This is a genomic window from Psychrobacter sanguinis (assembly GCF_020736705.1).
Classification (GTDB): domain Bacteria; phylum Pseudomonadota; class Gammaproteobacteria; order Pseudomonadales; family Moraxellaceae; genus Psychrobacter; species Psychrobacter sanguinis.
Genome location: NZ_CP085990.1, coordinates 820,626 through 835,107 on the forward strand (window position 1 = coordinate 820,626; position 14,482 = coordinate 835,107).

The 14,482-nt window shown below is 42.4% G+C and carries 9 protein-coding genes and 2 tRNA genes; 6 read left to right on the plus strand and 5 right to left on the minus strand.

Translation table 11 applies throughout. From position 1 onward, the window contains the following. Window positions 1–56: 56 nt before the first annotated feature. The 3 genes from LK453_RS03480 to LK453_RS03490 form a co-directional block, all read right to left on the minus strand. Window positions 57–560, minus strand: a complete 504-nt coding sequence (locus LK453_RS03480; protein WP_201537869.1) for a M48 metallopeptidase family protein — start codon at window positions 558–560, stop codon at window positions 57–59. A 19-nt stretch (window positions 561–579) separates the two neighbouring features. Continuing rightward, window positions 580–1,944 carry an HlyD family secretion protein gene (locus LK453_RS03485; RefSeq protein WP_201537867.1) on the minus strand — a complete coding sequence of 455 codons (1,365 nt, stop codon included), beginning with the start codon at window positions 1,942–1,944 and terminating at the stop codon, window positions 580–582. Between the two features lie 187 nt (window positions 1,945–2,131). Continuing rightward, window positions 2,132–3,745, minus strand: coding sequence for an MFS transporter (locus LK453_RS03490; RefSeq protein WP_201537865.1), 1,614 nt, complete (start codon window positions 3,743–3,745; stop codon window positions 2,132–2,134). 533 nt (window positions 3,746–4,278) lie between these two features. On the opposite strand from LK453_RS03490, the gene LK453_RS03495 reads away from it, so the two are divergent. From LK453_RS03495 to LK453_RS03515, 5 genes are all read left to right on the plus strand, one after another. After that, window positions 4,279–5,184 carry a pirin family protein gene (locus tag LK453_RS03495; RefSeq protein ID WP_227674415.1) on the plus strand — a complete coding sequence of 302 codons (906 nt, stop codon included), beginning with the start codon at window positions 4,279–4,281 and terminating at the stop codon, window positions 5,182–5,184. 352 nt (window positions 5,185–5,536) lie between these two features. Next, a tRNA-Ala gene (locus LK453_RS03500) sits at window positions 5,537–5,612 on the plus strand. Window positions 5,613–5,744: 132 nt separating this feature from the next. Then, window positions 5,745–5,820, plus strand: a tRNA-Glu gene (locus LK453_RS03505). 516 nt (window positions 5,821–6,336) lie between these two features. Beyond that, a complete protein-coding gene (locus tag LK453_RS03510; protein WP_201537863.1) occupies window positions 6,337–7,383 on the plus strand; it encodes an MFS transporter in 1,047 nt (348 codons plus the stop codon). Window positions 7,384–7,575: 192 nt separating this feature from the next. Continuing rightward, on the plus strand, window positions 7,576–8,877 hold the full coding sequence (locus tag LK453_RS03515) for an IS4 family transposase (protein ID WP_227954066.1): 1,302 nt from the start codon (window positions 7,576–7,578) through the stop codon (window positions 8,875–8,877). Window positions 8,878–8,994: 117 nt separating this feature from the next. Here the strand turns inward: LK453_RS03515 and LK453_RS03520 are convergent, their stop codons facing one another. Further along, on the minus strand, window positions 8,995–10,596 hold the full coding sequence (locus LK453_RS03520) for a Do family serine endopeptidase (RefSeq protein WP_227674399.1): 1,602 nt from the start codon (window positions 10,594–10,596) through the stop codon (window positions 8,995–8,997). A gap of 833 nt (window positions 10,597–11,429) precedes the next feature. Between LK453_RS03520 and LK453_RS03525 the strand changes: the two genes are divergently transcribed. Next, a complete protein-coding gene (locus LK453_RS03525; protein WP_201537115.1) occupies window positions 11,430–13,700 on the plus strand; it encodes a cation:proton antiporter in 2,271 nt (756 codons plus the stop codon). Window positions 13,701–13,831: 131 nt separating this feature from the next. Here the strand turns inward: LK453_RS03525 and tmk are convergent, their stop codons facing one another. Then, on the minus strand, window positions 13,832–14,470 hold the full coding sequence (tmk, locus tag LK453_RS03530) for a dTMP kinase (RefSeq protein ID WP_044298005.1): 639 nt from the start codon (window positions 14,468–14,470) through the stop codon (window positions 13,832–13,834). Window positions 14,471–14,482 lie beyond the last annotated feature (12 nt).

Below are 14,482 nucleotides of genomic sequence, written 5' to 3' on the forward strand. Positions count from 1 at the left end.
AATTAGAAAATAAAAGGGCTGACAGTGATTGTCAGCCCTTTTTTATTAACAACTTTTTAGCTTTCATTCTTTTCTAACTCTCGCCACAGTAACCACAACCGCATGTCTAGCTCAACTTGGTGATAATCCGGTTGCATATGCGTGCACAACTGGTAAAAGGCTCTGTTATGATCACTTTCTTTAAAATGAGCCAACTCATGCACCACAATCATTCGCAAAAACTCTAATGGTGCCTCTTTAAACACACTGGCTACAGTGATGCTATTGTGCGATTTAAGTTTACTGCCCTGCACCCGAGACTGATGGGTGTGGATACCTAGAGCCTGTTTTAATACTTTAAGTTTACTGTTGTAGCTGACCTGCGATAATGTGCCCACATTTTTCATGTGGCGGTTTTTTAGCTCGGTGACGTATTGGTAAAGCGCCTTATCACTTTGAAGCTGATGTTCCTCAGGATACTTTTGTTTCAGATAGTCGCCTAAGCGATCTGCTTCAATTAAAGCCTTGGCTTGATCCTGAATATACTCAGGATAGTGAGAAATATATTTAAGACCGGCCAATGGGTTATTCCTATAGTATTTATTGGGTAGTAGTTATCTTGGTAGAAGTTGTTTTGACCGTAGTTGTCTTGGCTTGTGTATTAGTATGCGACTTAGTATCAACATCCGCTTCAACTGACATACCAGGACGTAACCTTGCGAGGTCAGGTTGATTGGCATCTAAATCAATGCGCACCGGAATACGCTGTGCCACTTTAATATAGTTGCCTGTAGCAGGGTTAGCGCTTCCCGTGGTTAATTCACTACCTGTTGCTGGTGAAATATTGCTGACACGACCTGTGAAAGTTTTTCCGCCTAAGGCATCAACCTGTATAGTAGCCCGATCACCGATGACTATATTAGCGACCTGTGTCTCTTTAAAGTTAGCAATCACCCACACGCCTTCCGGCACAATATACATAAGCTGCATACCCGGAGTCACATATTGTCCATTTTTAACGCTCAATTGGCTAAGCTGACCCGATTCAGGCGCAGTGATAAAAGTATTGTCTAAATTGATTTTCGCTTGTTTGGCAGCGGCTTGGGCATTTTCGATATTGGCATCATATGATGAATGGTTGCTAAGTGTCTTCTGGCGCGCTTGCTTGGCTGCCTCTAAATTTGCTCGGGCCTGCTCAACGCCTGCTTTAGCCTGGGCGAGCTGCGCTTGAGTATGCGCAACCTCTGCTTTTGAAACGGCACCAATAGTCATAGCCTCTAAGTCTTGGTAACGCTGCACATCTTGCTCGGCACTCAGTACACGCGCTTCGGCACTGTGTAAATCTGCTTCGCGGGCCTCTATCTGAGCCTGGCTGACTTGCACGTCTTGCTCATTGGCAGCTCGATTGGTAACTGCCACTTGGATATTAGACTCGGCTTGTTGTAATTGCTGCTGAAAGTTGCGATCGTCAATTTTTACCAATAAATCACCAGCGGCAACTTTAGCAAAATCCTGCACTGCCACTTGTGTCACGTAACCGGAAACTTGTGGGCTGATGATGGTGGTGCGACCTTTAACAAAGGCATTGTCGGTATGCTGCACCGTAGGCGTAAATGGAGGCAGTTTCCAAGCGTATAAGATCAACAATACGCCTATAACAATCAATGCTATTAGGAAAATTAGATGAAGCAGCGGTTTTTTTTTCGGAGACCAACTATATGTCGAAGAGATAGGCTCTTTTGGTGGTTTTGGTGGGTCATTATTATCAGCGGTATTATCACCAGCTTCTGATGTACCCTCTGCTTCAGGCGTTGATTCAGGTTTAGTCTCTGTAGTGATAGTAGAGGACACAGCTTGTTTATGCTGCTCATCATTGATAGTCGCTTTTTGTAGAGGCGTATCTGCAGAAGGAGTGGCCGGCGTCTGAGTAGGCTCATTAAGGTCATTATACTTTTCTTGGCTCAAGACGCTCTCCTTTTATAGCAAATAAAGAATATAGAAAATAATAAATAAAGATAAAAAGTTTGTAGAGTCATGTTTTGTGGCAATATTTTTAACGTAATATTAAGGGCGAAAAACGTTTATAGCGAGCCTCAACAAAACTTGCCGAACCACCCTGGATTAGGCAGTCAACCGTTAGGAGCGATGATATTTATTTTCCGAGCATTTTGGCAAGAATGGCAAGCTCTTTACCCAGCGGATTGCTTTTGTGATAGCGGTGATAAGCAAAATTAAGTAGCAAAATAATAGTAGTCACACTGGCCATAACGGCTGCGACAAAGAATAAATCTCGATAGGCCGCTACTGTTGCTTGTAGCGTGACGTTTTTAATAATTTGCGACAAAGCAGCAGGGTCACCCAAATTGGCTGAGTTCATCATATTGGCATAGTGGCTTTGGGTACGTATCGTGGTAAAAGCTTGAATGATTGCCGCACCCGCAAGCCCGCCAATGGTTTGAGAAATACTAAAAATAACAGAGAAGCTAATAATATAAGCAGGACCATTAGCAATAGCGCGAATCATGCCCTCAAAGACCATAGGACCCATAAAATAAATAGCAGAAAAAGCAATTAAAAATTGGCTAGCATAAAACATTTCTGGGGTAGAATTAAGGGATGCCCCTGTATCTAGCCAAGCCCCTAAGGCGATTAAAGCCACCGCGATAATAACCGGTCGACGCAGCTCTGTTGCCTTAAGTAACCACATACTGATAAGCAGTGCTAATAAACTTGCCGCTAATACAACAGCATAGAACCCCACCATCTGATCATTGCCATAGCCCAAAGTTGTTAACAGTCCTGCCGCCCCCACACTCTGTTCGGACAGCAATATTCGCATAACAGCGCCGGTAATCATAAAGGCAATGACATTACGACTGCGCATCCACCGTACTTGTAGCATCGGATTTTTGCGATGTGTTTCAATCCATAACGCAATATTAATACACACGAAGGCAATGATGAGCGGATAACTCAGCCAGGGCGTAGTCCACCATACAATCCGCCCTTGCACCAAAAATACGCATAGAGCAGCAAGCCCCCCTGCAAAGAATGTAAAACTCAAGATATCGAGTTTTTCAAAAACTTTGTCCGTCTTGCCAGGCGGTAGCTCTAATAGATTGATTAACCCAAAACAAAGCAGCGCCAGACCAAATTGAAATAGAAATAAATTCTCAATATCACCTTCGACCGCCAGATAAGGTGAGACAATACGGGCTAAGGGAGTGCCAAACTGGACTAGGCCAAACCCCAAAATCATACCACTGATACGTTTTGCGACAGGCATACCCTGTAACGAGTAAAAAATCGCCAGTACTGTCATTGCACTGGCAGCAATGCCACTGATACCACGAGCAATAAGCTCCAAATAGTAAGGCTCAAGCAAGTTATCAATATAAACCGTTAGCAAGCCACTGCTCACTATCCACTGCAAACTGGTGGCCAGTAATAGTAAAAATAGGGCGATTTTGCTAAATGAAGATATGCCAAATTGCTGCCGTATCTTGTATAGCAATACAGTAATACAAGCATTGGTCATGTTATAAGTGACCGATATCCAGCCCCCTTCGACAGGGGTCAACCCCAATGAGCCTTGGATATTAGGTAAATTAACCACCAACAAACCGTTTTGAAAACCTGCGATTAGACCGACAAGAATACCGATAAGTAAGTACAACACCTTACGCAATGAAGGATGATCAGGGTTTGCAGGAGAGCCCACCATAAAGGGTTGTTCATGGGGCTTAAATTGATATTCAGTGCTCACGGGCACCTGATAAATGCTGTGAATAGATCATAAAATAAAACCATAGGTAGGAAGCCGAAAAGCTCCAGCGGTTTAATACTTTTTTCAAGACTATTAGTACTATTTTTAAGACTAAAAGGTAAAAGTTAACCCAAGTCGAGTTTGCTATTTTATCACAGTTTATAGCCACCATTACCAGTGCTGCTTTCAATTTTGCTACTGGTTTTGCTTTCACTTGTGTTTATAGCCGCTCTAATTTTGGACAATATACTTTTGCCAACCTACTGTTTTAAATAACATTTGTCCTAAAAAAAGCATATAAGCAAAGACGACTGAAGTTACTAAAGTAAATGTATCAAGCACACAAACCAGCATTTGCTTTGTTGGTTATCGATACTGCGCTGACCCTAGTAACACTAACCCCAAAAATGCTGGCAATAGAGATTTCGCTACATAGAATAAAACGAACAAATCGAATACAAAACTAAATGTGCTTTTGTAGATAGTTATACAGATGCTTGTAAATAATAGTTATAAATAAAGGAACCTCTGCCATGACAATCATTGATAATACACAACAACAGCAAGCCAAAGAACCTGTCGTAAGCTCACCTCGCAGCGTTGAGCATTTGTTTGCCGGTATAGACACTCAAGACGGCGCAGGCGTAAAGCTAACCCGAGTCTTGACTCAGGAACTACAGCACCGCTTAGATCCCTATCTGATGCTAGATAACTTTAAAAGTGACAATCCTGACGATTATATCGCTGGATTCCCTAATCATCCTCACCGCGGCTTTGAAACCATTACTTATATGATCAGTGGTCGTATGCGTCATAAAGACAGTGCGGGTAATGAAGGCTTGATTGAAAACGGGGGCGTACAGTGGATGACCGCAGCCAGTGGAGTTATCCATTCAGAAATCCCCGAACAAGAAGACGGGAACATGGAAGGCTTTCAGTTGTGGCTGAACCTACCGGCTAAAGACAAAATGAGAGACCCTTGGTATAAAGACTTTCAGAAGGCTGACCTACCCCAGTTTACGACTAACAGCGGTGCCAATGTTACGGTCATTGCTGGGGAATCACATGGTATCCAAGGCGCGGTCACTCGTGAGGTGACTGAACCGACTTACTTGGACATTCATTTGTCGGCAGGCAGTCGCTTTAGTCATGCCATCCCTGCCGACCATAATGCCTTTGTCTTTGTGTATCGTGGCAGTGCTCGTATTTCTGATCAGCAGATACCTGTGAAAACCATGGCCATACTAAAAAACGTCGCCAATACGGATGGGGTAATTATTGAAGCGGATACTACGCAAGATACCAAGGTCATCTTAATCACCGGACGTCCGCTAAATGAGCCTATCGTCCAATACGGTCCATTTGTCATGAACACCCAAAAACAAATTATTGAGGCCGTAAACGACTTTCAACAAGGTCGGTTTGGTGAGGGGCTATAATCAAAAATAGTAATTACCCTTTATTATCGCTGTTTTTTTCAGGAGCGGGCCATGTTAAATTCGGCCCGCTTTGTGTATATAGCTTTTCTTTATAGGCGTTTGATGATGAGTGGCCTATTAGGTTAATTAATTCCGCGTTAAATCGTTAAAAACAAAAAAATTGCCTTATTTTTGAATTAAAGGCTTTTCACGTTCATAATTTTGACATATAATGCCGCCACATCTTAAGCGATGGCGCTATTTTTGCTGTAATCTGCTGTAAAGACTTCTTTTTTGAAATATTTTCAAAATAATCAAAAAAAAGTATTGACAAGATTACTTAACTTGCATAAAATACGCCCACCCTTAGCAAGGGGCTATAGCTCAGTTGGTAGAGCACTTGCATGGCATGCAAGGGGTCAACGGTTCGACTCCGTTTAGCTCCACCAATAAGTTAAGATGAGTTGGTATTCAATATATTATATATAGTGATTATCAGCGGCACCAACGTAAGCACCTAGGCAACGCTATTTTTATAGCACCTTACGTTGTAAAACTATTTCATGTTTACATGATTTTGTGTCCCGTTCGTCTAGAGGCCTAGGACCCCGCCCTTTCACGGCGGTAACAGGGGTTCGAATCCCCTACGGGATACCACCTATTCGAGCTTGTCCTTAGTGTTATATTTACTAAGAGATAAGCACTAAACCTCCAATCAGAACGATTGGAGGTTTTTTTATGTCTAGAATTTATGTCTAATTTGCCGCTCTGTTATTTGATACTACGTTATTAACTTCATTCCTATCTAAATCTCTATTTAATTTTTGAATTTTTCTTTGAAAATCATTAATTAACCTTGCCTCTATACACAGTTAATACTCTAATCCTCTATTAACTTACTGTTTACTGACAGTGTATGCAGTTGGTATACATTTCTTGTCATATCCTTACTAAACTAAATCTTTAAAGCTTATTAGCTATGCTAATATCCGAATCGATAGGAGAGTAGACTGAGTCTATCGATATTTTACTAATAATTGTTGTTAAATTAGATAGATAGCTATTTTTTCGTTTACTCATACCTATAAAAGCTAACTAAAAACGTTATCTCTAAAATTAAACCAATATAACTCAAATTAACTCAATTCAAATTAGAGTAATAAGGACAATAAAATGATTACTTCATATCCACCACAAAAGCGCCCTTCTTGGCGTGGTGTACTAGCAGGACTTCTGATGGGTTTAATCGTAGTTATGGCTATGATTGCCCTAGCGCTAGTATTAAGCTCTTTTCTACCATTTAGTCTTCAAGGTACCAGTATCGCTGCAGGAATTTATACTGCCATTACTGCGCTAGTCAGTGCTTATGTCGCAGGTTATTTTGCGGTTAAATATTCTGCACCTGAAACTTTATTCGGTGACGGTACAGAAATTGATCCCAAAGATGCCACTTTAACTGGTATGTTAGCGGCCGCTTCAATGATTGCCTTAACTACCGTTATGGCAGTGAATGGTGCCACAGGCATTTTGTCATCAGCGACGAATGCAGTAGGCAGTACCGTTAGTACAGTAGCCAATACCACTGCTACGGCAGCGGGCGGCGTAGCCACTGCTGTTGGCACAGTGGCTGGTCAATCAGACACCAATGTACAGCAAGAAGCTAAAAATGTTTATGACAAAGTAGTGGGTGATATCAGTCGTAGTGATGTTGAAAAATGGGTGGCTAAAAACTCGCAGAATCTAGATCAAGAACAAGTAAATGCAACCACCACTGTTATCACACAATTGGTGAACGAACAGAAAGCGGAAGTTAAGTCTTTAGATTTTACTGACCTTGATACTTGGAAAAACTTAGATGAGATTGCTAAAAAGCGTCTGGCTGATGTTCAACAAACTCTAGAAAGCGATGAAATTATTACTCGTCTTCAAACAGCAGGTCTGAGTGAACCTGAAGCTCAGCAAGTTCGTACAGAAGTTGTTGCCTCATATAATGAATACAAAGCGCAAACTGAACAAATGGTAGCGTCTGCTAGCGAAAAAGCCAATCAGGCCCTTTATCAAGCAGAAGATGTGGCTCGTAAAACTGCGTTATACACAGGCTTATTCTGGTTAATCAGCTCTTTATTAACCTTCCTTGCTAGTATTGCCGGTGCACGTAGTGCCGCAGCAAATTACCGTCTAGACAAGCCTATCGTTACTTTAGGTGACAATGTACGTTAATAGCTATATTAATTTACACTGTGTTTAACTGACCTTTTAAAGGTTAATGAGTGACCGTTTAATGCTTTGATAGATTAATACCGTCCTCTTACAAAAAAGCGCTCTGATTCAGAGTAATGCCAGTCAGTTAAGGCAAAAACTCAATAAAAGTAATAAAATAGCCTATCTAATAAGTAGATGGGCTATTTTACTATGAGACTACAAGACGCTATTAATGAGACGCATAAAAGGATTCCAGACACCCTAGAACAATTTAGTGAATTAATAGATCCTGACTGGATACAGCAGGCTTTAGAATATACGGGCAAAGCGAGCATTAGAAGACGTAAGCTACCTGCCGAACATGTTGTTTGGATAGTCATCGGCACAGCTTTATATCGAAACCGTTCCATCTGGTATATCACAGAGCAAATGCGGCTTAATATAGACACACAGGCCTGCGTACCCAGCGCTGTGGTACAAGCAAGACAACGCCTCGGGTATGAGCCTCTAAAGCAGCTATTTCATCAACTAAGTGCTCACTACCAAACAGAATCACGAGCCCAGCAGCAAGACTTCATGGGACTTAGCGTCCACGCTGTAGACGGTGTCGTATACTCACTCCCATACACTGATGAGAACCTTCAGCACTTTAGCTCAAGCAAAGGCAGAACTAAAGAGGCGCCCTATCCCCAAATGCGTTCGGTATGTCTGATCAATACTGACACGCATGAGATCATTGACACAACCCTTGCAGATATGGGTCAAGGAGAGATCACCTTGGCCCATCAGCTAAATGTTGAAGACAATAGCATTACGCTCTTTGATAGAGCCTATTTCTCAGCAGACCTACTGATTAGTTGGCAACAAGCCCATCCAAACAGCCACTGGCTCATGCGGGCTAAAGATAATCTGCGTTACACTGTGATTGAAACCTTTAGTGAAGGGGACTACTTAATACAAATGCCCGTCTCTCCTCAGGCACAAAAGAAAAATCCAAACCTACCCGATACTTGGCAAGCTCGATTAATTGAGTGTCGTTATGAGGGTAAGACAAGACGATACATCACCTCTTTAATAGATGATAAACGCTTTACTAAGGATAAAGTGGCACAGCTTTACTTGCAGCGCTGGGAGATCGAGATGGCTTTTAGGGAAATTAAGTCTGATTTACAGCAGGGGCTGTTGTTAAGAAGTAAGCTGCCACAGCTTGTGTTACAAGAGTTCTGGGGGCTTATGATTGCTTATAATCTGATAAGACGTTTGATGCGATATATGGCAGTTAGAGCTAAGGTTAGCCCTCTACGAATTAGCTTTCATATGGCGTCTATTACGATTGTTGATCTGTTACGGTTTGCACCTTTACAGGCTGCAGGACTCTTCCCTAAGTTGTTAGATGCACTTTTAGAGGAAGGAAAATTGTTTGTTATTCCTGAACGTAGAAAGCGATCTTGCCCGAGGGTGGTTAAGGGTAAGCCACAAAAATATCCCAAAAAAAATACCAGTCAGCCTTAACTGACTGGCATTACTCTGATTCAGAGCGCTTTTTTTATGATTAGAATTTGAACAATAGTTTTTAGCATTAAATTAAATTGGAATCATATAATTTAATGGGCTTAGCGTTGGCTTTTTTTAATCTAAGCGTAAACCAATAATCGCTGGGATACCTTGACGAACAACCTCAATGGTCACTACTCCCTTCTCAGGAAGCTGACGTAATGCACGTTGAAAGTCATCAATACTAGCAATCGACTTCTGATGTAAGTTAGTAATAACATCCCCTGGTCGTAATCCTGCACGTGCCGCTATACCTGTTGGGTCCACCTCTGTGACCAACACCCCTTCTCCGCCCAATTGAGCCAAGCTTTCTTTAGGCAACGCTTGAATACGTAACCCCAGACGAATCTGACTGTTATTTGACTTGGTCACTACAGCATCAGGAGCAACCTCATCGGGAGCGACCGATAGTTTACCACTGATATTGAACTGCTTTCCTTGACGCAGTACGACAGCATTAAAAGTATCGCCTGGCTTGCTGCGGTTAATGATATTCAATAAATCTGACGACTCTAAAATCATCTTATTGTTATATTGAATAATAATATCACCGGCTTTAAGTCCTGCCGCTTCTGCTGGAGATTTTGGTGTCACTTTGATCAGCAAGGCACCTTGAGGCTTACTTAGGCCATAGGCCTCTGCTAAGTTACGGTCGATATCCTGTGGGAAGATACCCATGTAAGCACGCGACACTACCCCAGTTTTTTTAAGCTGCTGATAAATATCCAAAGCTTCATTAATAGGGATTGAGAAGGACAGTCCCATATAACCGCCGGTACCACTAAAAATACGCGAGTTAATACCAATCACTTGCCCATTGCGGTTAAATAAAGGACCGCCAGAGTTACCAGGGTTTAGCGCCACATCTGACTGAATAAAGGGCACGCTGATATCACGTGAGAAGTTACGTGACTTAGCACTGACGATACCGGCAGATGCTGAATAGTCAAAACCAAAAGGAGAACCAATGGCCAATACCGGCTCACCCACTTTTACCGCATTGGAATCTCCCATGGGTAAAGCGGGATAAGATTTGCCTGGCATCGCTTTAACTTTTAACACTGCCACATCTGAGCGCTCATCACTACCCACCAACGTGGCATCTAATTCAGTACGGTCATTTAAGGTCACTGTAATCTTATCCGCACCCGCAATTACGTGATGGTTGGTCAATAAATACCCATCTGAGGTAACAAAGAATCCCGTACCATAGTTGTATTCGATAGCCGGAGTTTGAGCGCCAGGAATACGTATTCTATCGCCGAAGAACTGACGTAACAGCTCTACCGTCTGTGCCTTAGCCAGCTCTTCTTCACTCACCTTGGTGACCACATTCACCCGAGCCACCCCTGGAGTGACCTGCTCTACCAGATCCGAAAAATCTGAGGCGACCACAGCCGCTTGTGCCACTGACGGGGCAGCAGCCGTTGCTGCTAAAGTGGCAGTCACTGCTGTAGTGCCTAATGTACCCAATCCCAAACTACTAAGCGCAAGCACTGAACCTGCACTGAATGCTTTTATATTTCGTTGCAATTTATTTAGCTTGTTAACTTTGTTCAGCCCAGTCATAGAGGTTGAGTCTAATAACGACTGTGCTGATGTATCTTCTGCCTGATACTGGATCAGGCGCTCAGCGACAATGGAAGGGTAGTTGTCTTTTTTTGAGGCACTATTCATTATTGGTATTCTCCTGGAGGGATCTGTGATGCGCATTAGGCTGGCTTCAGTACACTCAATGACCTTAATAACTTAAATTGCTTAAGTAACTTAACTAACAATACCAAGGCAAATGCCAACGCCAACCTTACCGCCACAGCGGTTAATTATTATGGCTAACAAAAATTTCTATTTATTCTCTATTCATAATAAGGGCTTTTTATAAGATACGCTAGGCACTTATATCACACCTATTCAACGCCTTAATTGCAGTTACTTTCTAATTTGGTAAACCGTTAGAAAATAACGGTCTGTTTTTAAAATCCACTATTTAAATGGCGTATAAAACCTGCTATTTTCTTAATTAACAACACTTTAATCAGTTAAATTAAATTGACCAAACGAAGACAATTGATGGCATGATTCTCACATAATTTCATTGTTTTTTTAAAAATTAACGGTTCTTTAAAGTCATCATTGGGTGATAGTATCTGATGTGTTACTTTATTTCGTGATATTATAGTCCTACTTAACCCTAGTTTCTTTTGCTTAGGGTGTCAACAGTTGACCTAGAGACGGCCATTATTCGTCGTCAACTCATGGTTAAAGTCTATATCTGACTTTAAGACTGTTGAATCAATTCCGTTAACGTAGAGTAACTGCTATAAACCGTTGGTTAATTAAAATAAATATTTATAGCACAAGCTACATTAACAAAGCCTAGTCGTCATTCACTAGGCTTTTTTTTACAGTGTCTATCTGTCTCTCCCTATCTAACCCTATTTAAACTTGCAGAATTTAGCGCATGCTGACTGCTTGACTGGGACTCGACACTGCAAACACAAGGATTTTTTATGGATACCGCCTTATTATTATCTGGCGTGGTTGGGTTAGGCATTGCAGCGCAATGGCTGGCTTGGTATTTAAAACAGCCGTCAATTTTGTTTTTACTTCTAATTGGTATTTTTATTGGCCCAATAATGAATTATTTTGACCCAGATGCGGTCATTGGTGATTTGTTATTCCCATTTATCTCTTTGGGCGTGGCGATTATTTTATTTGAAGGCTCGCTGACTTTAGAGTTTGAGGAAATTAAGCAGCACGGTAAAGTAGTTCAGATGCTGGTATCGGTAGGCGTGGTAATTACCATTGCTATAGTCGCCCTGTCCACTTACTTGCTGTTTGACGTTGACCCACTCATTGCCTTACTTTTCGGGTCCTTGGTCTGTGTGACCGGCCCTACAGTTATCATGCCGTTACTGCGCAGTGTGCGCCCCAATAAGACCATCTCCAACATCTTAAAGTGGGAAGGTATTATCATCGACCCCGTGGGCGCTATCGCTGTGGTATTGGTGTACGAGTATATTATTTCAGGCGGCGAAGCCAACAGCATTTTCTTGTTTGCTGAAATCGTCATTATTGCCACTGCCATTGGTATGTTTGGTGCTTTTGTGTTGGCCAATCTTATCAAGCGCCACATGATTCCTGAATTCTTACACAACGTTTTTACCTTAGCCTTTGTGCTATTACTGTTCTCAATATCCAACCATTTAGAGCACGAATCGGGTCTCTTGGCTGTGACCGTGATGGGCGTCGCCTTAGCCAACTGGAAAGGCTTCCCACGCGAGCAAATTCTTGAATTTAATGAGTCACTAACTGTCTTATTAATTTCAGTACTGTTTATTGTTTTGGCCGCACGCGTTGAGCTAGACAGCTTATTAAGCGTTGGTTTCCAAGGTCTAGTGCTCTTAGCTATCGTAATGTTCATCGCCCGTCCACTTTCGGTTTGGGTTTCTTCGATGGGATCAAATTTAAAGACCTCTGAGAAGATGATGATCAGCTGGATTGGCCCTCGCGGTATCGTCGCCGCCGCCATTTCATCTCTATTTGCCATTCGTCTTCAAGAATATGATATTCAGGGGGTAGAGCTATTAGTACCTCTAGTATTTATGGTTATTATTGGCACAGTGTTGATTCAAGGTCTAGGGGCCAAAATGGTGGGCAACCTGTTGGGTGTGCGTGAGCCTGCCAGTAACGGGGTATTAATTGTTGGCTCAAATCCTGTGGCACTGAAAGTAGCAGAAGCGCTTCAAGAGCAAGGCTTCGATGTGTTAGTGGCGCATAACAACTATACCAATATCTCCAAAGCGCGTATGTCTGGGCTGCGCACTTACTTTGGTAACCCTATCTCTGACCATGCCGACCGTCATCTAGATTTAATCGGAATTGGCCATCTATTTGCCATGAGCACCGATAAAGAAATGAACACGTTGTCAGAGCTTCACTATCGTCATGAATTTGGTGAACAGAAAATTTACCGTTTAAAATTCGCTGAAGATAAAACCAAGACTGAAAGAGAAAGCAAACGTTCTAGCTTTAATTCTCGCTGGCTGTTTGGGAAAGATGTCACCTATACCAAAATGGCCAGTATGCTGTCTAAAAAGGCCCGAGTGAAGATTACCAATATTACTGACAGCTATAGCTACAATCAGTATCGTGCCGATAATAAGCAATTTGTGCCGCTATTTACTATTGATAAAGAAGGCCATTTGCATGTGATTACCGACAGTTTTGAAAACGAGATTCCTCGTGACCATAAGCTGGTTGCTTTGGTAATTGAAGATGAAGTGCAACCCAAACCAGTGGACGTCACTGAAAAACAGAATCAGGCCCGTGCCTTAGCGGACTTACAATTTAAGTCCACTTCTAAGAGCCCAGAGAAGCGCAAAGAAAAGACCTTAAGTGATGATGTACGTGATCCTATGTATGCCCCTAATGCTAAAGGTAGCAATGAGGTTAAAGCTAACAATGAGATGAAAGAAAGTGTTTTTGATACCGAGCTACTTTCTGACAAGGCAAGTGACACTCTTCCCTCTACTCATTCAGTCCCTGTTACGCCTTTAGAAGCCACTTTGGCAACTAAGCTTGAGAAAAAGCTACAGAAGCAAACTGAAATTGTTCAGGAAAACGCTAAGCCTACCAAATCCTCAGCATCGAGAAAGTCACTCCAGTCGCAAGACAATGGTAACTCACAAGCCCCTCGACAGGCCAACGGCTCGTTAGATCCTGAACGTCTTCCTGATACTCAGGCCCGTAAAGACAGTGCGGAACACAAGAATGCTTAGTCAGCAACTACGCTTTACGTTCTAAACTTTCATATAAATAATGAACCAAAAAATGAGCAGCTGAAGGGCTGCTCTTTTTTATTGTTTATTTGTTTAATTTTATTTAATACGACATATAACTTTTTATTCTATTAACGATGCTCATTAACCACTTGCCAAATACGTTGAGCCACAGTAGCAGCATCGCCACGAGCATCAATCCTATGGATTCGCTGCGGCTGTGCCAAATACTGCTCGTTAAAACCCTGATAGACTCTTTCAAAAAAGGCCATCTGCTGTTGCTCAAAGCGATCAGCCGCACTGCGCTTACCAGCACGCTGCATGCCTTCTTCTATAGGTAAGTCTAGCCATAAGGTAATGTCAGGCAGACGGGGCACAAACTGAGCGATTAAACTGTCAATTTTTTGCCGCATCTCTGAATCACCAGAGGCTCGACCATAGCCTTGATAAGCCACCGTAGAATCTATAAACCGATCGCATATCACCCATTTTCCAGCAGTCAATGCGGGTAATATCACCTGTGCTAAATGATCGCTACGGGCAGCGAACATCAGTAGCAGCTCGGTATCATCCGTGATCTCGGTACAGGGATCTAGCAGCAGTGCCCGTAGCTGCTCTGCAAAAGGACTGCCACCCGGTTCACGGGTGCGTACATAGTCGATGTCTTCAGCCTCTAAGCGCTGACATAGACCTTCAATGGCGGTGGTCTTGCCCACACCCTCGGTCCCCTCAAAGCTCACAAACTTAGCTTGATTGACTGTCTGCAACATAAGGCTTGCTCT